This is a genomic window from Paraburkholderia acidicola (assembly GCF_002362315.1).
Classification (GTDB): Bacteria; Pseudomonadota; Gammaproteobacteria; order Burkholderiales; family Burkholderiaceae; genus Paraburkholderia; species Paraburkholderia acidicola.
The window spans coordinates 368976-392007 of record NZ_MTZV01000003.1 but is presented as its reverse complement, the minus strand read 5'-3'; the positions used below and the strand labels follow the sequence as shown (position 1 = coordinate 392007).

Here is a 23032-nt window from a genome sequence, read left to right as displayed (position 1 = left end):
GCAGCGTGGCAGGGTGTGAGCGGTTGACATCGGTTGCACTACTGCTCGACGCACGCGCATTACGGCCCCGCAGAGCACAGCCCACATGAGCCGCCTCGTCCGCCGCCTGCGCGCAGTAGCAGCGTTACCGCTGCTGGTCGGCGCATGCAGCGCATCCGCGGTCTATGCCGACGAAACCGCGACCTCCTCCGACGATCCCGCACCATCGACGCTCGAACGCGACGTACATCTGTTCATCGTGCAAAAGGACGGTTCGATCGAAGAGCGCGACGACACGATCATGCGTGCCAACACGACAAGCGGTGTTGACGACATCGCGCAACGCTACGTGTGGTTCAACAAGGACATCGAGCACGTCGAACTGCTGAAAGCGGAAACCATCGATCGCAACGGCGTCGTGCATCCGGTCGGTCCTGAAGCGATCCGCGACGTGCAGGAGCCGCGCTCCGCCGGTGCGCCGACGTTCCAGGACGGCGTGCTGCGCACAGTGATCTTTCCAGGTGTCGAACCGGGCGCACGCGTGCATCTCGCGTTTCGCAAGACCCGCACGATACCGCTGCAGGCCGGCACGTTTGCGTATCTGGTCGAGCCGACACGCGGCCCGGTCGAACTGCAACAACTGATCTTCGATCTGCCCGACGACGTACCGCTCTACGCAGACGCACGCGGCTACACGGCACTGCCGACGGTCAGTGAGAACGGGCGCACCCGCTATACCTTCGAATATCGCCACGGCCCGTATGCTCCAACCGAAGCGGGCGCGGTCGGCTACGCGACATGGGGCGACCGGTTGATGGTGTCGACGGTGCCCGATTTCGCGTCGTTTGCCGCGCATTACCGCTCGGCAGCAGCGGATTCGACGATGGCCGATCCATCGATCGTGAGCCTGGCGCAGTCATTGACCGCGGGCCTGACCGATCCGACCGCAAAAGCACGTGCACTGTATGACTGGATGCGCTTCAACATTCGCTACGTCGCACTCTTTCTCGGCGAGACCGCGGCCGTTCCGCACAAGGCCGTCGACATCCTGCGCAACCGCTACGGCGACTGCAAGGACCATGTCGCGCTATACACCGCTTTGCTTGCCGCGGTAGGCATCCACAGTCAGGCGGTGCTGCTCAATCTCGGCCCGGTGTATACGCTGCCGACGGTGCCGGGCTACGGCAACAGCGCGATCAATCACGCGATCGTCTGGATCGATCAGTTGCAGCGTTTTGCCGATACGACCTCGGGTGGCGTTGCGTTCGGCTATCTGCCGGCGGGCGTAATGGACCGGCCGGTGCTGCTCGTCGACGATGGCGTGCTCGCGCGTACGCCCGCTACGCAGCCGCGCGGACGTAACACGCGGTTGCAGATCGCCATCGACACGAGCGGCACGGCGAGCTTCGCGTATCGCGTCGAAGACACGGGCGCGCCTGCCGAACTCGAGCGCAACGTGTTTCGCCGCGCGACGCACCGGCAGGCCCAGCAGCTTGTCGCGGACCGTCTGCGGCAGACCGGGTTGTTCGGCATCGCGCGTGTCACGACCAGCGATGTCGCGGCGACCGACGGTCCGTTCGCAACGACGATGACGGGCACGCTCGAACATGTCGTCTGGCCCGATGGAACGACGGCGCTGCCCGCATTGACGAGTCTCGCAGGCGGACTCGGGACACAGGTGCAGGCGTGGCTCGCGGAACCAGAGCGCACGCAGCCGTGGGCGTGCATCGGCGGAGACTTCGACGAGACGGCTGAGATCACGTTGCCCGACACTGTGCACGTGACCGATCTGCCCAACGATACGGCTGTGCGCGACCGCTTCCTCGACTACACGTCGCACTACGTGTTCGATCCCGTGGCACGCACGCTGCAGATCACGCGTCGGTTACACGCGCAGTTCGGGCATCAGGTGTGCACACCCGATGAATTCGCGCAGATGCGCGCCACGCTGCTGAAGATCGAGCGTGACGCGTCGTCGCAAGTCGTCGTGCGGGTGGTCAAAGGGTAGCGCGCAGCGTATGAAGAATCAGCTACCGCCCTTCGTCACGATCGGCACCCAGGTACCACCTTTCACCTGATACAGCGTGGACGCGGCATTCTTCAACGCGCCATTGCTATCGAACGCGATGTGCCCGGTGACGCCGTCGAAGCTGATACTCTTCAACGCCGGTCGATAGGTCGCTGGCACCGGCGACTTCGCCGCTTCCATCGCCTTGATCGCAGCCCATGCGGCGTCGTAGCCGAACGGCGCATACGACAGGATGTCGACGCCGAACTGCTTCTTGAACTTCTGTGAGAAGTCCTTGCCACCCGGCAGTTGCGCAAGCGGCCGGCCGTACTCCCAGGCCATCGCGCCATCGGCGGCGTCGCCGGCGAGCTTGATGAACTCGGGGTCCATCACACCGCCGCCGCCCACTAGCTGCGCCTTCAGTCCCAACTGCTTCATCTGCTTGGCCACCGACGCCGCCTGCGTATCGAGCCCGCCGAAGAACAGGAGGTCCGCATCGGCAGCCTTGATCTTGGTGAGCTGGGTGCGGAAATCGACGGCCTGGTTCGACGTGAATTCGTGGGTGACGAGATTGCCGCCGTGTGCTTTCACCGCTTTCTCGAACTCGTCGGCTTCGCCCTGACCGAAGGCGGTGCGGTCGTCGAGAATCGCAATGCGCTTCGCCTTCGTCACTTCGACCGCGTAGATGCCGGCGTTGCCGGCGTTCTGCGCGTCGGTGGAGATCACCATGAAGGTGTTCGCGAAGCCCTGGCCGGTGATGACCGGATTGGTCGCCGCGGGGTCGATCATCGGAATGCCCGCGGTCTCGTAGACGCGCGACGCGGGAATCGTCGTACCCGAGTTGAAGTGGCCGACGACCACCGACACGTTCTGGTCGACAAGTTTTTGCGCCGCCTGCACGCCGATGCGCGGATCGGCCTGATCGTCTTCCGATACGAGATCGAAATGGGCGACCTTGCCGCCGATCTTGATCTGCTGCGCGTTGGCCTCGTCGAGCGCGAGCCGCACGCCGTACTCGAGGTCCTTGCCGTAACCGGCATTGGCACCGGTGAGCGGTGCGGCAAAGCCGATCTTGACGGACAGGCTGTCGGCGAGAGCGGCGAGAGGCGCCGTCGCGAACAACATGCCGAGCGCCACCGCGACCGGTTTCAGCGTCTTGCGAAAGCTCATGATTTCTCCTTTCATCGACAGGTGACGCCGCCAGCGTACGGACGATACGGCTGTGCGGGCAATGCAGGAAAACACGGAAGCGCGCGACTCATGTGCCAATGAAGCGGCTAATGAAATGTGCAATGCGCGCCAGCTCGGGTTCGACGTGGCGCGAATATAAGAAGCCAATTTGCGAACGTCTTGGCAGAACGCCGCGCTTCGCGTGCGCATTTCGGCACAGCGATACGCGGCGATTGAAGGGAGTTCAGACGTGTGTGGTGAGCGTCGCGTGGCAACGCGTTGCGATCTGATTCTAGTCGCGATTCGTCAGACCAGACTTATTCGTCTGCTCTTATTCGTCTGCTTGCAGACGCAACAGTTCTTCGCGCAAGCGCAGCAGCGGTGCTTTGGTGTCTTCGTCGGCCCACGTGTCGAGATCGTCGATGGCACGCTGGCAGCCGTCGAGCACCAGATCGAAATCGACTGGAATGCCGTTGGCGAGCGCGAATTGCAACGTCTGCGCAAACTGCTCGCATTCGTCTTCACCGTACGAGATGTCGAGATTGTCTGCGATCACTGCGGCGATATTGCTGCGGGCGCGGTCGTCGGCAGCGACCAGCTCGATGACGCCGCGCGCGACTTCGGGTGCGTGGTAGAGCGCAATGTCGAGCCATTCCGCGGGATCGAAGTCCGCTTCGCCGAACTGGTTCTCGAAGAACTCGATCGCTTCCTGTTCGTGGGTTTCGCCGGCATCGACGCTGATGCACAACTGTTCAAAAAATTCTTCCCGCTCGCTGCGGATATGATCGTCCATCTGAACCTCGTTCTGTGCTGGGATGTCTTGCGGTAGGGATTATAGGCGGTTGGGGCAGCCATAACCTTGATGCGCCGAGGCTTCGCAATTCGGTCGAGTGATTCGCTCATCGGGAGTGAGGTGTCGGGGAAAGCGTGTTGAATGGAGCCATCTAACACTACCAGGATCTGATCGTGATAAAGCTGCCTATTGGCCTAGGGTCTACCTCATCAAGCTCTGAACGGGATACGGCGAATTCGACCTTGCCGCCCAAGAATGGCGGGGGACAAGATAGAGAGACCCCAAATGCGTTTGGGCAATTGGGCGAGCTTCTGGCTAGAGAGAAGGACCCAGATCTTGTCCGGAATTACAGGAAGCAGGCACGCCCAGTAATATCCAGACAGGCATCGGAGGAATTCGAAAAACGAGGCTATCCGGCTCCGTTGGCTAAAGTCCTTGGGCGGGTGAAGGGGCACTGGGATGTATTAGGGACTACGGCAGAGGGACTTCTAGAGAGATCTTCAGGCACGGGGGCGCTTGGCAAGCATGCCGACCTGGAGGCTCAGCGGGGGGAACGTGAAAAAAACCTGGCCGAGCACGCAAGAATAAGGAAGGACAGAGAAAGGGCGGAGCTCGACCTACTGAATTCCCCACCGTCATCACCTCAACTTGCTGAAGGCCACCTTCAGGGAGTACCAAGCCTGATAGACGGTTTTGAGTTAGCCGACGAAAGGACGCTGGCGGAACTCATTGAGCAATTTCCTGCGCTATCGTCTTCACGGCTAATGCCGGGCAGCAAGGAGGGAATGCAGACGGGGCATCAGGCGGGCGTGGGGCAAACAACGCGTGACCACGCTCCCGGCTCTTCTGATTCGACGATCCCGTCAGCATGGCCTTCTTCAGCGGGACCGGAGGAATCGTACGCTGGGCTATATACAACTCCCGAGGCAGATCGGATGAAGAGTGAAGGGAAAAAGGCACGAGAAACACGTGGCTACGGCCCCGATTCTTCTCGCCCGAGAATCCGACGCGCACAGCCTTCTCCGGCGGCGGAGAACGTGAGTGTTCCAAAAGCACCTGCGGCACGGCCATCCAACCCGACATTTCGTGTGGCAACACCGGGCGGCCTTTCGCCGATACGTGAAGAACCGGGTGAGGATATCTAGCCCCTTGTTTGTTGCGCCTCTTACGTCGCGTCCGCGATCCACGCGTCGAACCACTCGCGCGGCCGCGCGATCTCGTCCTGTGCCGCGACCAGTTCGAGTTCGTAGCGGCCCGCTTCCCAGGTGGTTCGCACGACAGCGTTGACCGCCGCGAGCGTGTGTTCGAACGCGGCACGCAGCGGATCGCCGAGCAGCGTGCGCGCGACGAACACCGCGCTCGTCAGGTCGCCGACGCCGACCGGTTGCCGCGCGAACGGATAGAGCGGGCGCTGGCCCATCCAGGCTTCGCGTTCAGTGACAGCGAGCATGTTGAAGCGGTCGGCGGGACTGTTGCGATCGAGCAGGTGTTTGACGAGCACGATCTTCGGGCCGCGCTTGAGCACTTCACGGCAGGCGGCTACGGCTTCGTCGACAGTCTCGAGCGTGCGTCCGACGAGCCGTTGCAGTTCGCTGTGATTCGGCGCGATGCCGTCGGCGATCTCGGGCATCGTGCTGACGAGAAACTCCTGGATACCCGGCTCGACCTTGCAGCCGGTCGTGGTGCCCATCACCGGATCGCAGAAATACCATGCGTGCGGGTTGGCGGCTTTCACCGAGGCGACGATGTCGATGACGGCCTGCGCCTGCTCGGGGGTGCCGAGGTAGCCGGACAGCACGGCGTCACAGCGCGGCAGCATGCCGATTGCGCCGATACCGTCGACGAGGTCACCCATTTGCGCGGCATCGATCGCGCTGCCGGTCCAGTGTCCGTATTGCGTGTGGTTCGAGAACTGCACGGTATTGAGCGGCCAGACGTTGACGCCGAGCCGGCGCATCGGAAACTCCGCGGCGCTGTTGCCCGCGTGTCCGAAGACGACATGCGACTGAATGCTCAGTACGTTTTTCATGGTCGGTTGCGATCGGGCGCGGACCAGGGCGATCCGCGTGTGAGCGTTGCGGGGGGCGGGTTACAGCCTGGCGCCCCGGCGCCCGCCAGTGCAGGAACAATACATGAGTTTTCGCGCGGCGAAACCTGTGCCGTGCGGCGAGTGTTGCCAGGAATCGTCAGTTGGCGGGGGTGAACACGGTAAGAGCGCGGGCTGAGCCCGCTTGCGTGTGCTCGCCTGTGTACCGGCGGTTGCCCGTGTTCGGCGGCGCATGCGTGACTCCGCGGCCGGTTGTTGGCGGCCGGCGCGGGTGTCTTTTATGCGGCAGCAGGGTCCTGCACGAGCGACCGATAGAGATCCAGATAACGTTGCGCCGAGGCACCCCAACCGAAATCCTGGCGCATCGCGCGTTGCTGCGCGGCCTTCCATTCGCCGTGTCGCGCATGGAGCGCGAATGCACGGCGGATCGCACCGCTGAGCGCCTCCGGCTCGAAGCGCTCGAACACGAAACCGGTGGCGAGATCGTCGGCGAGATTTTCCAGCGATGCGTCGACGACGGTATCCGCCAGCCCGCCGACCCGATGCACGAGCGGCAACGAGCCGTACGCGAGCGCGTAGAGCTGCGTGAGGCCACAGGGTTCGAAGCGCGACGGCACCGCAATCACGTCGCTACCGGCGACGATTGCGTGGGCAAGCGGCTCGTCGAAACCGCGTTCGACAGCCACGGCGTCCGGATGCGCATGAGCGACGCGCAGCAGGCCGGCTTCGAGCGCCGGGTCGCCGGTGCCGAGCACCACCAGCTGGCCGCCACGCGAAACGATCTCGGGCAGTGCGCCGAGCAGCAGGTCGAGGCCTTTCTGCTCGGTGAGCCGGCTGACGACGCCGAACAGCAGCGCATCGCTTTTCTGCGCGAGGCCAAAGCGTTCCTGCAGCGCGGTCTTGCACGCGCGTTTGCCGGCGAGCCGGCTGCTCGTGTAGCGCGCGGCCAGGGCTTCATCGCTGGCGGGGTTCCATACGCCATAGTCGACGCCGTTCAGGATGCCGGTCAGATCGTGGGTGCGGCCGCGCAGCAGCGCATCGAGCCCGCCGCCCTGCGCGAGCGTCTGGATTTCGCGGGCATACGTGGGGCTGACGGTGGTGAGCCGGTCGCTGTAGTAGAGCCCCGCTTTCAGAAACGACAACTGGCCGTAGAACTCGACCCCGTGCATGTCGAAGAAGTCGGCCGGCAACGCCAGATGATCGAATGTCTGCGCCGGGAACACGCCCTGGTAGGCGAGGTTATGCACCGTGAACACGGTGTGCGCGAGGCGCCTGCCGTGTCTACGTTCGGCGGCTCGCAGGTAGGCGGGCGCGAGGCCCGCGTGCCAGTCGTGTGCGTGGATGATCTGCGGTGTCCATGCCGGGTCGGCATGCTGGGCGAGCTGCGCAGCGGTCCAGCCGAGCAGCGCGAAGCGTTCCGCGTTGTCGCCGTACGGCACGTGCTGGGCATCGAGATACGGGTTGCCGGGCCGGTCGTACAGCGCGTCGTCGCGAATCATGTAGACCGAGAGGCCGTTCGCGGGAAGCGTGCCGAGTTCGAGCGTCGCGTGGGCCGTGCGCGTTGCGTGCGCGGGGTGGTGCATGCCTGCGCGCGGGCCTAGCAGCGGGTGATCGAGCCGCGCGACCGTGCGCAGGTCCGCGAGCCCGGCCGCGACTGCCGGAAAGCCCGGCAGCAGCACGCGTACATCCGCGCCGCGCTCGATCAGCGCGGGCGGCAGCGCACCGGCGACGTCGGCGAGACCGCCGGTCTTGAGAAGCGGATACAGCTCGCTGGCAACGTGCAGCGCGCGAATCGTCATAAGTGTTGAACCTGTGGAGAGACGCGGTTAATTGAACTAGCTGAGCAACCTGGCTGAGCAATCTACCTGAGCAACGTATCGGCGTGACCTACCGGCCCCCCGGTCTGCGCAACTGGACCGCGGCGTACTGGCGCGGAAGCCGCTGCAACGCTTTGGTATTGCAGCGCTTCCGTCTGCCTCGCCCGCGGCCACCGCCGATGTGCTCAATGCGCGCCCTCGGTCTGCCGCCGCAACGCTTCCGCGGTCACCAGCACGACGCCGCTATCGGTCCGGTAGAACCGCTCACCATCGAGCACCGGATCCTCGCCGATCACGGTCCCGTCAGGAATCGAACAGCCCCGGTCGATCACCACGCGGCGTAACCGGCAACTCGCGCCAACCGTCACCTGTGGCAACAAGACTGCCTCACTGATGTTACAGAACGACTTCACGAGCACGTTCGACGACAGCACCGAGCGCGAGATCTGCGAACCCGTGATCACGCAGCCGCCACACACGATCATGCTCGTGCCCGAGCCCTGCTGGCCGTTCAGGTCGCGCACGAACTTGGCCGGCGGCAACTGCTCCTGATGCGTCCAGATCGGCCAGTTGCGGTCGTACAGATCGAGCGCGGGGATCGTCGAGGCGAGGTCGAGATTCGCGGACCAGTATGCGTCGATCGTGCCGACATCGCGCCAGTAGGATTCGGTCGTCGGGTCGGACGTCACGCACGACATGCTGAACGGATGCGCGATCGCGTGGCCCTGGGTGACGACGCGCGGCAGGATGTCCTTGCCGAAATCGTGATCGGTGGCGGCGCTCGTGATGTTTTCCTCGAGCAGCGTGTACAGGTAGTCCGCGTTGAACACGTAGATGCCCATGCTGGCGAGCGCGATATCGGGGCGGCCCGGCATGGCGGGCGGATCGGCGGGCTTTTCGACGAAACCGGTGATACGGCGCGAGGCATCGACGGCCATCACGCCGAAGGCGGTCGCGTCCATGCGCGGCACCTCGATGCAACCGACCGTGCAGTCCGCGCCGCTCTCGGTGTGGTCGAGCACCATCCGCGTGTAGTCCATCTTGTAGATGTGATCGCCGGCCAGCACGACGACGTACTTCGGGCGGATCGAACGGATGATGTCGAGATTCTGGAACACCGCGTCCGCCGTGCCGCGATACCAGTGCGCGCCTTCGACGCGCTGCTGGGCCGGCCACAGATCGATGAACTCGTTGAACTCGCCGCGCAGGAAACCCCAGCCGCGCTGCACGTGGCGCAGCAGCGAGTGCGCCTTGTACTGCGTCACCACGGCAATACGGCGGATGCCCGAATTCAGGCAGTTGGAGAGCGCAAAGTCGACGATCCGGTATTTACCACCGAAGTGCACGGCCGGTTTCACGCGTTTGTTCGTGAGCGGCCCGAGCCGGGTGCCACGGCCGCCCGCGAGCACGATGGCAAGGGTGGTGTGCTGCAGATCGTTGAGACTGGCCGGTGTGTGCATGTACGTCTCCTATGATGTTTTGCCGCAGATGGTCGTGCTGGCGTCTTGTGCGCTGTCGTCGGGTTGCCTCGTGTTGCGGTTGTTGCGATCGTTGCGGTTTCGATTGCGGTTGCAGTAGCGGTTGCGGTGCGCGCCCCGTATTTCTAGCACCGATTCGTGGCGCACGCTCGATTCAATGGCAGTGGCGGGGTGGCGGGGGCATGGATTGAGCCGGATTGCATCGACCGGTATCGGCGTGTTCGCTATAGCTTGCCGGCTGCGCGATCGCCCGGTTACTTCAATCGATCCGCTGGCGAGACGATGCGGCAACGCAATATCGACCGCTACACGGTCCGCCTGCCGGCCTCGCAGCAGGCGGCGCGGTCCGCCGGTAGAATCGTCGGCTCCGAGTCGCACGAGGCACGCCATTCATGATTTCGCGTTACCCCTCTCTCGCCACACGGTTCGCCGCGTCGGCGCTCGTATCGATGCTGGCCTTGGCGCCGACCGCCGACGCCGGTGCCGTCGGCGACGCTTCCAGTACGCCCGCCGCGCCGGACGCAGGCACCGACGGCCCAGCCTACGGGCCGGAACTGCAAGGCTTCAGCTACCCCGCACCGGTCCAGCAGTTCGATTTCACATCGCAGGGCGAAGCGCTGCACATGGCCTACCTCGACGTCCGGCCGGAACACCCTAACGGGCGAACCGCGGTGCTGCTGCACGGCAAGAATTTCTGCGCGGCGACCTGGGAGGGCACGATACGCCGGCTGTCCGACGCCGGTTATCGTGTGGTTGCGCCGGACCAGATCGGCTTCTGCAAATCGACCAAGCCGGCTCACTATCAGTACAGCTTCCAGCAGCTCGCACGCAATACGCACGCGCTGCTCGACTCGCTCGGTATCGAACGGATCACGCTGATCGGCCATTCGACCGGCGGCATGCTGGCGATCCGCTATGCGTTGATGTACCCCGCGCAAACGCAGCAGCTCGTGCTTGTCGATCCGATTGGTCTCGAAGACTGGAAAGCGAAGGGCGTACCGTCGTTATCGGTGGATGAGTGGTATCAGCGCGAGCTGAAAACGACCGCCGATGGTATTCGCCGCTACGAACAGACCACCTATTACGCAGGCCAGTGGCGCGCCGACTACGAGCCGTGGGTGCAGATGCTGGCTGGGATGTACCGCGGGCCGGGCAAGCAGATCGTGGCGTGGAATTCGGCGCTGCTGTACGACATGATCTACACGCAGCCGGTTGTCTACGAACTGGGCAACCTGAAGGTGCCGACGCTACTGATGATCGGCGACAAGGACACCACCGCGATCGGCAAGGACATCTCGCCGCCGGAGGTACGCGCGAAGATCGGCCATTACCCGGAACTCGCGAAGCTCACGCAGCAGGCGATTCCGCATGCGCGCCTGATCGAGTTCGCGGAGCTGGGTCACGCGCCGCAGATGCAGGACCCGCAGGCGTTTCACAAGGCGCTGCTCGACGGGCTTGCCGCGGTGCCCGCCGATCATTGATTCCCGAGCGCCTATTGCGCAGGCGCCGCGAGTTCGTCGTGAATCTGCGCGCCGATTTCAAACGAACGTAGTCGAGCCACGTGGTCGTAGATGTGCGCGGTGAGGATCAGTTCGTCCGCGCCGGTCTGTTCGATCACTGACTGCAGGCCCGCGCGCACCGCATCGCGATCGCCGATCACCGTGCAGGCAAGCGAATGGGCGACGGCGGCGAGTTCGTGATCGGCGGCTTCGAGATGGTCGACCGGCGGTTGCAACTGGCCCGGCGTGCCGCGACGCAGGTTGATGAACTGCTGCTGCAGCGACGTGAAAAGACGCAGCGCTTCGTCGGTGGTATCGGCGGCGATGAGATTCACGCCGATCATCGCGTACGGTTTGTCGAGCACCGCCGACGGACGGAACTGCGCGCGGTACACGCGCAGCGCGGTCAGCATATGGTCCGGTGCGAAGTGCGAGGCGAACGCAAACGGCAGACCGAGCGCAGCCGCAAGCTGTGCGCTGAACAGGCTCGATCCCAGCAGCCACAACGGCACATGCAGACCGGCTCCGGGCACCGCGCGAATGCGCTGCCCTGGAACCGGATCGGCAAAATAACGCTGCAGTTCGACGACATCGTCGGGGAATGAATCAGCGCTGCCCTGCAGGTCGCGCCGTAACGCGCGCGCCGTGGTCTGATCGGTGCCGGGCGCGCGCCCGAGACCGAGATCGATACGCCCCGGATACAGCGATGCAAGTGTGCCAAATTGTTCGGCGATCACGAGCGGTGCGTGGTTCGGTAGCATCACGCCGCCCGAGCCGACGCGGATCGTTTTCGTGCCGCCGGCAATGTGGCCGATCACGACCGACGTCGCCGCACTGGCGATCCCCGTCATGTTGTGATGTTCGGCCAACCAGAAGCGGCGATAGCCCCATCGTTCGACATGCTGCGCGAGATCGAGCGAGTTCCTGAATGCGTCCGTCGCGGATGCGCCGGCAGTGATGGGCGAGAGGTCGAGAACGGAGAAGGGGATCATGGTGGTTGTATTGGTGGCTCGACGCTGGCAAGTACCGCTAGCCAATGAAGGCCTGGCGAAAGGATGGCAATGACGGATTTTGCCAAAGCGCCTGGATTCGTGCTGATGGTGGCAACAAGTCCACAATTGCAGCAGGGTGTTCGGGGGTTATTCGGTGGTTTTCGTGGCGTGACACGGTGTATTGCGACGGGTCGACAGCCCACTGTCGGCAACGTGAAAAGATTGAGCAAGGAAACACACAAAAAAACACACAAATCATGCAGACATGCGCAACAAATCGTAAAGCGCGCTGCTAGAATTTCTGCGACATCACTGAGCGTGCGAAGGCCGTTCAACCGGTGACGCATCGTGTGTTTGCGCTGTTTTTTCGGTGCAGCATGTCGCGCGTTGCGATCTCTGTATGTGTAGCCTCGATGCAGTTTTTGCATCATCTGACCGACAGCCTGTCGCACCCACATCGACAGGTCGGGCGCGCGATGTTTGCGTGATGCCTTCACTCGTCTGTCAAATGGCGGCTTCAATATTACAGACCATTACCGGAGTGCTTCGCACGCTGCCTGCCCGGCGGCGCGGCGCGCTTTAACGCGGCCGTCGCCGGTGCAAACCTGGGAGCAGCGATCGTGCGCGTTGGCACACTCTTACTTTTGTCCGTCGAGTCGTTTCGTACGTTTTGCGCAGTGGTTTATCCGGAGTAACGGACGATGACTGCGCATACGTTGTCCTTATTCCAGTGGCTGCTGATCGTGTTGTGCTGCGCCGCTACGTTTTACGCCGTGCTGGCCGCGGCCGCGATGCCGCGTTTCACGAGGCGCAGTCTGAACGGCGAGCGTCATGCGGGCAAGCCGCGCGCCCGCGGCATGCTGAGCGAGCCGGTGGCATCGGTGAGCGTGTTGAAGCCCCTGTGCGGCATGGAGCCGCATCTGTTCAAGAACCTCGCCACGTTTTGCGAACAGACGCATCCGTGCGTTCAACTGCTGTTTGGTGTTTCGTCGGCGGCCGATCCGGCGATCGCTGTCGTGCGTCGTCTGCAGAAAAAATACCCGCGGCACGATATCGCGCTGATCGACGATCCGCGCGTGTACGGCAGCAACCTCAAGGTCAGCAACCTGATCAACATGGCGCGTAATGCGCGGCACGATGTGATCGTTGTTGCGGACAGCGACATCGCGGTCGAGCCGGATTATCTCGAGCAGGTCACGGCGCCGCTCGCGGACCCGCGCGTCGGTATTGTTACGTGTTTATATCGTGCGCGCAGTATCGGTAGTTACTGGTCACGCGTGGGGGCGCTGTTTATCGACGAATGGTTTGCGCCATCGGTGCGGATCGCGCATGCGGGCGGCTCGCGTGGTTTCGGTTTCGGCGCCACGCTCGCGCTACGCCGCTCGACGCTCGATGACATCGGCGGTTTCGAAGCGCTGAAAAACTGTCTCGCCGACGATTACCTGCTTGCCGAACACACGCGCCGGCTCGGTCTCGAGACGGTACTGTCACCGGTGACGGTTGCGACCGATGTGATCGAACGTGGCTTCATTCCGCTATGGACGCGCGAAATGCGCTGGTTGCGCACGATCCGCTCGGTGAATCCGGCCGGCTTCGCGTTTCTCTTCGTCACGTTTACGTCGCCGTGGTTGCTGGTCGGTGCGCTGCTCGCACTGAGCCTGCACGCACATCATCCCGGCGCTGCGCTGACCATGACGATCAGCACGCTGAGTGGTCTCGTCGCACGCGTGGCGCTCCATGCACGCGAGGCGCGGGCTGGCCGCACGTTCTGGCGCGACCTGCCGCTCGTGCCGCTGCGCGACGGGTTGCTCGCGCTGCAATGGCTCGGTGCGGCGTTCGGCTCGCAGGTGGTGTGGCGCGGCGCGCGGATGTCGATTGCGAATCGCGTCGAAGCACGGACTGCGTCGATCATGGAAATGTCGGATGGCGGCTGAGGTATGTTGGTGAAGCGCGGAAAATCCGCTGAACAACGGCTGTCAGATTTCAAAACCAGGTTGCAGGAGTATTCATGAAAACGCTGTTTTTGCAGGCACCGTCATACGACGGTTTCGACGGCGGCGCGGGTTCGCGCTATCAGGCGAAGCGCGAGATCCGTTCGTTCTGGTACCCGACGTGGCTCGCACAGCCCGCGGCGCTCGTGCCCGGTAGCCGCGTGCTCGACGCACCGGCCGACGAGCTGTCCGTCAACGCGACACTCGATATCGCGCAAGACTACGAGCTGGTCGTGATCCACACGAGCACGCCGTCCTTTCCCACCGATGCCCTGTTTGCCGAAGACCTCAAGAAGCGTCGCCCGGACGTGCTGATCGGCATGGTCGGTGCCAAGGTCGCGGTCGATCCGCATAACTCGCTGACCGCATCGGAAGCCATCGATTTCGTCTGTCGCGAAGAGTTCGATTTCACCTGCCAGGAAGTGGCCGAAGGCAAGCCGTTCGCGCAGATTCTCGGCCTGAGCTATCGCGCAGCGGACGGCTCCATCGAACACAACGGAGCACGTCCGATTCTCGAGAACATGGACGAGTTGCCGTTCGTCGCGCCGGTCTACAAACGCGACCTGAAGATCGACAACTACTTCATCGGCTATCTGAAGCACCCGTATGTCTCGATCTACACGGGACGCGGCTGTCGCTCGAAGTGCACGTTCTGCCTGTGGCCGCAGACAGTGGGCGGCCATCGCTATCGCACGCGTTCAGTCGAGAACGTGCTGGAAGAAGTGAAGTGGATCCGCGACAACATGCCTGAAGTAAAGGAGATCATGTTCGACGACGACACGTTCACCGACTTCAAGCCGCGCGTGGAAGAGATCGCACGTGGATTGGGCAAGCTCGGTGTGACATGGTCGTGCAACGCAAAGGCAAACGTGCCGTACGCGACGCTGAAGATCATGAAAGAGAACGGCCTGCGGTTGCTGCTCGTAGGCTACGAGTCAGGCGATGACCAGATCCTGCTGAACATCAAGAAGGGGCTGCGCACGGACATCGCGCGACGCTTCAGCGAAGACTGCCGCAAGCTCGGCATCAAGATTCACGGCACGTTTATCCTGGGGCTACCGGGCGAGACGCAGGAAACAATCGTCAAGACGATCGAGTACGCGAAGGAAATCAATCCGCACACGATCCAGGTATCACTGGCGGCGCCCTATCCGGGCACGACACTGTATAACCAGGCGGTCGAAAACGGCTGGCTCGAAGAGAACAAGGTGATCAACCTCGTAAGCCGCTCGGGTGTGCAACTGGCCGCAATCGGCTACCCGCATCTGTCACGCGACGAGATCTACCACCAGCTCGAGCGCTTCTACAGGCAGTTCTATTTCCGGCCGTCGAAGATCTGGGAGATCGTGCGCGAGATGCTGACGAGCTGGGAGATGATGAAGCGGCGTCTGCGTGAAGGCGTCGAGTTCTTCCGCTTCCTGCGTGCGCACGAGGCGTGATGACCTCCGGGGCACGCCTGCCGCAACGCACACTGATCGTCACCGCGGACGATTTCGGTCTGCACCCGCGCGTGAACGAAGCCGTCGAACGCGCGCACCTGTACGGTGTATTGACGGCGGCGAGCCTGATGGTCGCGGCGCCCGCCGCCGACGACGCGGTGGAACGCGCCCGCCGTCTGCCCGGTTTGCGGGTCGGCCTGCATCTGGTACTCGCGGACGGCCCGGCGCAGTTGCCGCATGCCGTGATTCCCGATCTCGTCGATGCACAGGGCCGCTTCGGCGACAACATGGTGCGCGACGGCTTTCGTTTCTTTTTCCTGCCGCAGGTGCGTGCGCAGCTCGCACGGGAAATTCGTGCGCAGTTCGACGCGTTCGCACGAACCGGCCTGCCGCTCGATCATGTCAACACGCACAAGCATTTCCATCTGCATCCCACGGTGCTGGCGCTGATCCTCGCGATCGGTCGCGACTACGGGATGCGTGCTGTGCGCCTGCCATGCGAAGCGGGCGCGCCGCTCTGGCTGCGACCGTGGGTTGCACTCATTCGTGCCCGGCTTGAACGCGCGGGAGTCGCGCATAACGACTACGTGATCGGTATCTCTCAGACCGGACGTATGGACGAGGCTGCGCTGCTCCACGCGCTCGCGAATCTGCCACCTGGCGTCGGCGAGATCTATTGCCATCCCGCGACGGCAGGCGATGAGCCGTTGACACCCGCCATGCACGCCTATCGCCACACCGACGAACTCGATGCACTACTGTCGCCGCGAGTAGCCGCCGCAATCGAAGCCGCTGGCGCGACCCGCGGCGGGTTTACCGACGTGCTGGCGTGCAACCCGAGCACGACGTACGGTAAGCGTGGCGCTTCGCTGTCATGAAACGACTGCAATGGGCGGCGCTGCCCGTCGGCGTCGCGATCCTGATCGGGCTCGTGTTGCACGAGGGCGCGCACGACGTGCTGCAGACGTTGCGCAGCGCTGGCTTCGTGCTGCTTTGGCTGGTGCCGCTGCATGCGCTGCCGTTGTTGCTCGATGCGTATGCGTGGCATCTATTGCTCGCACGGCGTACGCGGCTCGTGTTTCTGTGGTGGGTGGCCGCGGTGCGCGAAGCTGTCAGCCGGTTGTTGCCGGTCGCGAGCGTGGGCGGCGAGATCGTTGGCATCCGGCTCGCGCGCTGGCGCATCGATGACGCGAGCGGTGTGACCGCATCGGTGATCGTCGAGGTGCTGGTGACGATGGCCGTGCAGTATGCGTTTGCGGCGCTCGGGCTGGTGCTGATCGTGGCGTCGAGCAGCGCCGCGGATACATGGCGGACCATCGGCGCCGCGTTGCTGCTGTCGTTACCGGTGCCACTCGTCGCCATCGTATTGATGCGGCGTGGCGGCATCTTTCAGGCGCTCGAGCGCTGGGCGGCACGATTGCTCGGCAATGCGCATCCGTGGTTGCAAGGCATCGACGGCAGGCGGCTCGATGTCGACATCGATGCGCTGATGCGTCGCACCGGGCTGCTGCTGCGCGCGTTCGCGTGGCAGTTCGCCGGGTATGCGCTCGGTGCGCTGGAAACCTGGTGGGCGCTCGCGTTGCTGGGGCATCCGGTGTCGGTGGGCGGTGCGCTCGCCATCGAGGCGCTGACTCAGGCCGTACGGCATGCGGCGTTCATCGTGCCGGCGGGCGTCGGTGTGCAGGAAGCGACGGTTGTTTTGCTCGCGCAACTATTCGGTGTGAGTCACGAAGCGGCGCTGTCGCTTGCACTGGTCAAGCGCATGCGGGAGATCGTGTTCGGGTGTCTTGCGCTTGCGTCGTGGCAGGTGGCGGAGGTGATGCGAAGGCGGGTGCAAAGTGGCGCGCCGGTGCAAGTGGCAGCAGCGGCCGATGTGCCATCCGCGTTACGTGCGGCGAGTATCGAGCGTTCGAGACGCAACGTGAGATCGCCCGCCGATTCAATATAGCTGGACGCTCGCACAACGCGTGCTTTACACCTCGGAACCGTCGAGGAAATCAAGCGCATCTGTTGCGGGTAACGTGCGCAATACCCTTGCGGAAAATTGAAGCAGTGCTCCGCGCAATTACGCGATAAATAAGAACGCTGCTATCTTCTTGACGGAGAACAAACCAATACATATTCGCACCGAGCTGGTGCAAATTAGATTGTCGACCGCGGGTGAGACCAAAAAATGCCCAGGATGGTGGAATTTTATCGGGTTCACGGTGTTGAAATTGGGAGGGTATGTGCTCAAGACGGCGCATCGTATCCTCGCCATACACACGCTGAATACGTTGTCAGCGCAAATCTATCTGGAAGTGAAAAAATCTGGGTCGACGGAAGGAATTTCGACGCAACTTCTGAAACCGTCACTGTATACAACCCCCACGCTGTTCAGTCTTCGACATTTAACCATCGCGAAGGAGGAACGGATTTCATTTCCCTGTATATCGAGCCGTCTATCATCGCCTCAATCGCGATGGAGAATTCATGGCTGTCACGACCCACAGGGCCCGACTTTCGCCAGGGCGTATTCAACAACAACGAGCTGTATCGGTCCGTACTGGCTTTGTATCGAACGGCACGCGACGAGAGCGATACCGATTTTGAGGCGGCGCTGATCGGGCTGGTAGCTGCTCTACTCATGAATGGTCATCGCACCATTGACATGGAGAAAAAATATCCGGATTCAGAGCGGCTCAAGACAGTAGTTGAGTTTATGAAATCAGATCTGGCAGCTCAGATGAACCTCGCCGCTTTGGCCGAAGTGGGTGGCGTTAGCAAGTTTCATTTGATCAGGTGGTTCAAGTCGGTCGTCGGCATGCCTCCCGCGAAGTATCACATGCAGCTTCGTCTCATTGAGGCCAGGCGTCGGTTACGCGATGGGCAACACGTTCAGGACGTCGCGTTTGCTCTTGGTTTCTATGACCAGAGCCATTTTATAAACGCATTCAGAAAGATCATGGGTGTCAGTCCGCTTGTTTTCGCCGCACCACTTTATTCTGGTCACGCAGGTAAGCCCAGGATCAGAGTTCTGTAGCCCGACGACACAACCTGATAGGCAAAAAAGGCAAAGAGCCCGGCAGAAGCAAAGTAGCAGAACACAAGCGCTTTCTCACCAAACACCTTACCCCCCTGCCGGGCTACGAAGCAGACCGCAACTGTCCAGAGGACGCCTGCTCCGAAGAACCCCGCGAGAAAACGTCCAGTTGCTTCCCATCCTTGCACACCGGATTGCGCAATCAGTGCGCCACCCACAGCTGCAAACCACACAATCGCCGACGGAGACGACAGCGCGAGTAGCATGCCCTTCAGTAGCTGCTGGAAATAGGTGCCTTGATTGACGAGGTCTCCAGTCTGCTTTTGGGAGGCTCTGAACTTCATGGCAGATGCAATCATCTTGATTGCAAGAACAACCAGAACCACTGTGCCACCGAGCCACATGCTCCAACGGACTGCCGCGAAATGCAGTAACGCAGTCATCCCGCCTAGCGCCAGAATTGCGTAGAGCAGGTCGCCAATGCACGAGCCCAAGCCGAGCCAGAACCCTGTCCAATAACCTCTCTGCATCGCCATGGTCATCATTGCGATATTGACTATGCCGATGTCGAGACACAGGGATAGGGAAAGAAGAAATCCATTCGTCATGGGGTTCATTTTGCAGAGGATTCTCCAGACTCATAGATCGGTTGAATGTAATCTAGCGTTCGCGTGGACCGACCTAGGAAGGCGCTCATCTTGTCGAGAGCGGCAGCATTGAGGTGCGGACAGTAGCGACTGGCGAAAGCCATCGTGGCCACGACGTCGCCTGAGAGAACGGACTGACTCAGATCTTTCGCGAGCATCGTCATACCGCCAAGCATGTCTGCGCTTGATAGCGAGATTTTCCCCGTGTCGGCATCGAACGTTGCGTAGCCGTGATCGATCAGATACTGCAGTTGAACGAAGGCTGCTCCTGCGTCCGGAAAGTCGCGTGGTGCCCGGCGCAGGTACCGGAGCATTTCGAATGCGTAGATTTCGGCCAATATGGATGAATCCAGCGACAAGCCCGTTTGCCATGTTCTGGTCGAACAGAGAAGAAACCCAAACACATCGGCGAGCACCTCTTGCAATACCATAGAGGCCCAGCGATCGACCTTGCTTACTGCACGAAAATCAGTTTCCTGCCGCATCACTGAATGCCCGACATCATGTCCCCGGAACCAGGCAATCAGGTATTTCCCAATTTCGGACGTGCGGAGGGCGCCATCGCTAACAGATATGCGGCGCCTCGATTCCTCCAGCGAAATGAGCTCGAAGAGCGCCAGATAGGTATTCATAAAAACCACGGTTCGCTTCCGCTCGGCATATTTGACACCTTCGTCTTCGGGCAGAAAGTACGCAAAATGCTTGGGATACAGATTGGCCTCTCCGGCGGTAGCGATGAGGTTCGTTATCTTGAACCGGCACGTCGACGTAAGGTGTAGTTGATCATCCACCATCAGGCGAAGCTCCTGGAACGCTTGCGGGAGCATCGCATCTGCGTTGTCTGCCATGCGCTGGTGAGCGTGATCGGGAACAGCGAAGAATGAAGAGAAATGCGTCTCGCGAGACTTGCCGAGCCACGTAGTCAGATCACCGCAAAACACAAGCAATTCTTGTTCATCGAGATTCGCGATCTCCGTTGCCAGTTGCGTCTTGTTGCCTCCTCGCAGAATTTCCGCGCGAGACTTGACGCCGCGAATTGAATCTCGGTCCTTCAATAACCCGCTCAGATCGTCGAGTGCGTTCGCTGCCTCAAGAGAAAGCTGCGCAGACAGGCTGTCTAGACCCGGATGCTTCAGCGATCGGAGATCGCGTATGGCATCACTTAGCTTTAGAACGATTGAGATATGACGCGCCATCTCGCTGGAAATGCCGAGATTTTTAACGTCCAGCGAAAGCGAACTGACTGCATGTGTTCTATGTCTAGGCCAGAAAACGGAAGCTTCGTTACGCACGATCAAAACCCGGAGGACGAGGAACAAAGATGGTCGCTTCAGCGACGCCAGGCGTATTGGATGAAATTGCCTTGCTTGCGGCACGTTGTCATGCACTGGACTTGTGCGCAGCGCGAGGGTTGCTATGTCGGTGTGACAAAAGAAAGCGGATACTGTCGTTCCGCGAACTTCGGGAATGGCCGCGGGCATCGAGGAAACAGCTTTCGCTGGGGAGCGTGAGATGGGGAACCGTTCGTGGTTGTATCTACAACATAACGATCTGGAGTCGGAATCGTCGGGAAATGTGCCGAACCCGATCGCAGAGGCCAATAACAACTTTCCGACGCTCTGGAAAATTCTGCTCGCACAAGGCAATGCCGGCGATGCGATTCGCGCGCAGCGTGTGTTCGGCGATGCTGACACGCCCAATCTGACTTCAAACGCCTTGCAGGCGCTCGAGCGGATGCACCGCTTGAGTGCCTGCCTGACCCGCCACCCGCTGTACCGAGGCTTGCCCGAACTCGCGCGGCAATTCGACGGGCTGGAGCGGTATCTCACGGAGTGCATCGAGAAAGCCGCCGTAACCGATCCGCAACGGCTGTGCTTTTCGGCCAATCTGGACGAGCTGTCGTGGCTCGGCACCGAACCGCCCGCGCGGTTTATCGAAAGAATGGGCGCGGAGTGCGACGCGTGCTGGCGCCAGGTCGAGGCCGTTCTCGACACGCCGGCCGATCCGGCACTGCTCGCCGCGCTCGAAGTGACCCGATTCGACGACTGGATGTCCTGGGCATGGAGCTTCGGTTTCGGTGGCCTCTCGCACGCGTATTTCGACTGGCAGGACCCGCCGCGTAGCGAAAGCTTCACCGAATACCTCGACACCGAAGCACTGCATCTCGCCGATGACTACTGGCGCGTCAAAGCGGCCGATGGTCGCTGGGGTGTCTGCATCGAGGAAAAGGCCGTACGCAAGGTGCTGGTCGAACCTGTCTGGGACGACATCAGGTGGGACCCGTGCGATCCCGAAGATTGCCTCGTATGGGTCGGGCGGGACGAGCGGATTGGCCTGTTGAAAATCGACGGCGAAAAGATTCACGTGCTACTCGAACCGCAACTCGATACGGCGCATGACTTCGAATGGGTCCGCGATGCATCGGGCGAACATCGAACCCGCGTGGTGAAGGTCGCGATCGGCGAACGTCATGGTTTGTTGCGCGACGACGGTATGTGGCTGCTCGACGCGCGCGCCGACAGCATCGGCGATTTTGCGAATGGATATGCCGCAGTTTGCATCGATGGACGCTGCGGCTTTATCGACACCTCCGGACACTGGGTGATCGAACCGCAGTACGAAGCGGCGCAGGCAATCGCATCGTGTGGACTCGCGATCGTGCGCAGGCAAGGCAGCTGGGGTGCCGTTACGCTCGCAGGCGCATGGGTCGTCGAGCCCGCGTGGGACGAGATCGTCTGGCACGAAGACACCGCACGCTTCATCGTCACCCGCGATGCTCGCAAGGGGTTACTCGATCAGCAAGGTCGCGAAATTATCGAGCCGGTCTATCCGGATCTACGAGCAGTGCAGTTCGCGGAAGCAGGACCTCGCGGCAAGGGCGTGATGATGGTGAACGGCAGCCACCGGTTCGTCGCGCAACGAGACGATAAATCGATTGGCCTGTTCGACAGCGACGCGCGCCTGCTGATGCCGTTCGACTATCAGCGCGTCGACAGCATCTACCCCGCGTACGATCTGCCCGATCGCGAGCCGACCAGTGTGATGGGTGCCGTGAAGGTCGGCAGGAAGCAGGGGCGGCGTTGGCTGTATGGCGTCTACGATACCGTGCGTGGCCGGCAACTGTTGCCGTGCCGGTACCGGCTACTGCATCTGATGGCGTGGCACGGCAGAAGGTACTGGCTGCTGGTCGAACCGCAGGCGTCGAGCGGCCGCGAACTTGTGGGCGTCGCGCATGAAGACGGTGCCTGGCTGCATGCGCCGCGCTACGAATGGATCGGTATGCAGGTTTCCAACGAAAGCGGTGCGATGGAATTCCTCGCGCATGAAATGAGCCGCATCTGGAGCGAGAACGACGCAATCGAAGCGGTGCGCGATACCGGAGAAGAGGCACGCCTGTTCGGCGACGGCCGGGCAGAGTCCGCGGGCTGAAGGCGCTGGCCACGCTGAGGCAACTACGCGTCGACATTAGAGCCCGTTGCGCCGCGGCTCGCAGTTTTCCGGGCACACGGTTATCCTGTGCAGCATGCCTGACACAGGATGTCCGCATCCAGGATCAATGACCCTCCGTTATCGCTACCCGTTACCTATTGGCCCGCTTGGCGGCCTGCTTACCGCCGCGATGCTCGGCGCGTCGCTGGTGCTGACCGGCTGCGACGATCAACAGGGCCAGGAAGCCGTGCAGAAACTCAGGGAATTCTTCAACGCGGTCAAACCGGACGCCTTGCTGCTGAAGGACATGACGCCCGGCATCACGACCGAAGAGCAGGTGCGCAGCCAGATGGGCAAGCCCGAAACCGAGCATACGTTTACGGACGGCTCGAAGCGGCTCGAATATCCGCGCGGCCCGCAGGGCCTCAACACCTACATGATCGACATCGACCCCGATGGCAAGCTGCAGGCGATCACCCAGGTGCTGACTGCCGCGAACTTCGCGAAGATTCGCCCCGGCATGACCGACGATGAAGTGCGGCGCCTGCTCGGCAAGCCCGGTGAAGTCGCGGTTTATCCGCTCAAACCCGAAACGGTGTGGAGCTGGAAGTGGCGCGAGGGCGGTGTGACCGAAGAAGGGATTTTCAACGTGCACTTTGGCCCGGACCACAAGGTGAGTACGACCTCACGCTCCGATGTGGTTCGCGGGCGCTGAGCGGAG

At 62.0% G+C, this 23032-nt stretch carries 17 protein-coding genes; 9 read left to right on the top strand and 8 right to left on the bottom strand.

All coding sequences use genetic code 11. The annotated features are described in order from the left end of the window. Positions 1-85 precede the first annotated feature (85 nt). Entirely contained in the window at positions 86-1987 is a 1902-nt protein-coding gene (locus BWP39_RS09460; protein WP_096719203.1) for a DUF3857 domain-containing transglutaminase family protein, read from the top strand. 18 nt (positions 1988-2005) lie between these two features. On the opposite strand, the gene BWP39_RS09455 is transcribed toward BWP39_RS09460, so the two are convergent. From BWP39_RS09455 to glgC, 5 genes are all read right to left on the bottom strand, one after another. After that, the gene (locus tag BWP39_RS09455) at positions 2006-3157 is read right to left on the bottom strand and encodes a branched-chain amino acid ABC transporter substrate-binding protein (RefSeq protein WP_096719728.1); all 1152 of its coding nucleotides are present in this window, start codon (positions 3155-3157) and stop codon (positions 2006-2008) included. Positions 3158-3488: 331 nt separating this feature from the next. Then, entirely contained in the window at positions 3489-3950 is a 462-nt protein-coding gene (locus BWP39_RS09450) for a hypothetical protein (protein WP_096719201.1), read from the bottom strand. A gap of 1165 nt (positions 3951-5115) precedes the next feature. Next, positions 5116-5979 carry a pyridoxal kinase PdxY gene (pdxY, locus tag BWP39_RS09445; protein ID WP_096719199.1) on the bottom strand — a complete coding sequence of 288 codons (864 nt, stop codon included), beginning with the start codon at positions 5977-5979 and terminating at the stop codon, positions 5116-5118. A gap of 296 nt (positions 5980-6275) precedes the next feature. After that, positions 6276-7796 (bottom strand): glycogen synthase GlgA, encoded by a 1521-nt coding sequence (gene glgA / locus BWP39_RS09440; protein WP_096719197.1) that lies wholly within the window; start codon positions 7794-7796, stop codon positions 6276-6278. A 203-nt stretch (positions 7797-7999) separates the two neighbouring features. Continuing rightward, positions 8000-9274, bottom strand: coding sequence for a glucose-1-phosphate adenylyltransferase (glgC, locus tag BWP39_RS09435; protein ID WP_096719195.1), 1275 nt, complete (start codon positions 9272-9274; stop codon positions 8000-8002). A 410-nt stretch (positions 9275-9684) separates the two neighbouring features. Between glgC and BWP39_RS09425 the strand changes: the two genes are divergently transcribed. After that, the gene (locus BWP39_RS09425; protein WP_407944784.1) at positions 9685-10773 is read left to right on the top strand and encodes an alpha/beta fold hydrolase; all 1089 of its coding nucleotides are present in this window, start codon (positions 9685-9687) and stop codon (positions 10771-10773) included. Between the two features lie 11 nt (positions 10774-10784). On the opposite strand, the gene BWP39_RS09420 is transcribed toward BWP39_RS09425, so the two are convergent. Continuing rightward, the gene (locus BWP39_RS09420; RefSeq protein WP_096719191.1) at positions 10785-11783 is read right to left on the bottom strand and encodes an LLM class flavin-dependent oxidoreductase; all 999 of its coding nucleotides are present in this window, start codon (positions 11781-11783) and stop codon (positions 10785-10787) included. 701 nt (positions 11784-12484) lie between these two features. On the opposite strand from BWP39_RS09420, the gene hpnI reads away from it, so the two are divergent. The 5 genes from hpnI to BWP39_RS09395 all read left to right on the top strand — a co-directional run bounded on the left by hpnI (position 12485) and on the right by BWP39_RS09395 (position 18235). Next, complete coding sequence (hpnI, locus tag BWP39_RS09415) at positions 12485-13717, top strand: bacteriohopanetetrol glucosamine biosynthesis glycosyltransferase HpnI (RefSeq protein WP_096719189.1); 1233 nt, start codon at positions 12485-12487, stop codon at positions 13715-13717. A 74-nt stretch (positions 13718-13791) separates the two neighbouring features. Further along, entirely contained in the window at positions 13792-15213 is a 1422-nt protein-coding gene (hpnJ, locus tag BWP39_RS09410) for a hopanoid biosynthesis associated radical SAM protein HpnJ (RefSeq protein ID WP_096719187.1), read from the top strand. Continuing rightward, entirely contained in the window at positions 15213-16091 is an 879-nt protein-coding gene (gene hpnK, locus BWP39_RS09405) for a hopanoid biosynthesis-associated protein HpnK (protein ID WP_096719185.1), read from the top strand. Before hpnJ ends, hpnK begins: the two co-directional genes overlap by 1 nt. Then, the gene (locus BWP39_RS09400) at positions 16088-17161 is read left to right on the top strand and encodes a lysylphosphatidylglycerol synthase domain-containing protein (RefSeq protein ID WP_096719183.1); all 1074 of its coding nucleotides are present in this window, start codon (positions 16088-16090) and stop codon (positions 17159-17161) included. The genes hpnK and BWP39_RS09400 overlap by 4 nt, the downstream gene beginning before the upstream one ends. Positions 17162-17395: 234 nt before the next feature. Next, positions 17396-18235 carry an AraC family transcriptional regulator gene (locus tag BWP39_RS09395; protein WP_170043846.1) on the top strand — a complete coding sequence of 280 codons (840 nt, stop codon included), beginning with the start codon at positions 17396-17398 and terminating at the stop codon, positions 18233-18235. On the opposite strand, the gene BWP39_RS09390 is transcribed toward BWP39_RS09395, so the two are convergent. Both BWP39_RS09390 and BWP39_RS09385 read right to left on the bottom strand, forming a co-directional pair. Next, positions 18202-18852 carry a LysE family translocator gene (locus BWP39_RS09390; protein WP_096719179.1) on the bottom strand — a complete coding sequence of 217 codons (651 nt, stop codon included), beginning with the start codon at positions 18850-18852 and terminating at the stop codon, positions 18202-18204. The genes BWP39_RS09395 and BWP39_RS09390 overlap by 34 nt on opposite strands. After that, positions 18849-20363: a hypothetical protein gene (locus tag BWP39_RS09385; RefSeq protein WP_133116844.1), complete on the bottom strand. Its 1515-nt coding sequence runs from the start codon at positions 20361-20363 to the stop codon at positions 18849-18851. The genes BWP39_RS09390 and BWP39_RS09385 overlap by 4 nt, the downstream gene beginning before the upstream one ends. 31 nt (positions 20364-20394) lie before the next feature. Between BWP39_RS09385 and BWP39_RS09380 the strand changes: the two genes are divergently transcribed. Together BWP39_RS09380 and BWP39_RS09375 are read left to right on the top strand one after the other, a co-directional pair. Then, entirely contained in the window at positions 20395-22311 is a 1917-nt protein-coding gene (locus BWP39_RS09380; RefSeq protein WP_157915133.1) for a WG repeat-containing protein, read from the top strand. Between the two features lie 127 nt (positions 22312-22438). Beyond that, positions 22439-23026, top strand: a complete 588-nt coding sequence (locus BWP39_RS09375) for a hypothetical protein (RefSeq protein ID WP_207556699.1) — start codon at positions 22439-22441, stop codon at positions 23024-23026. The last annotated feature ends 6 nt before the right edge of the window (positions 23027-23032 follow it).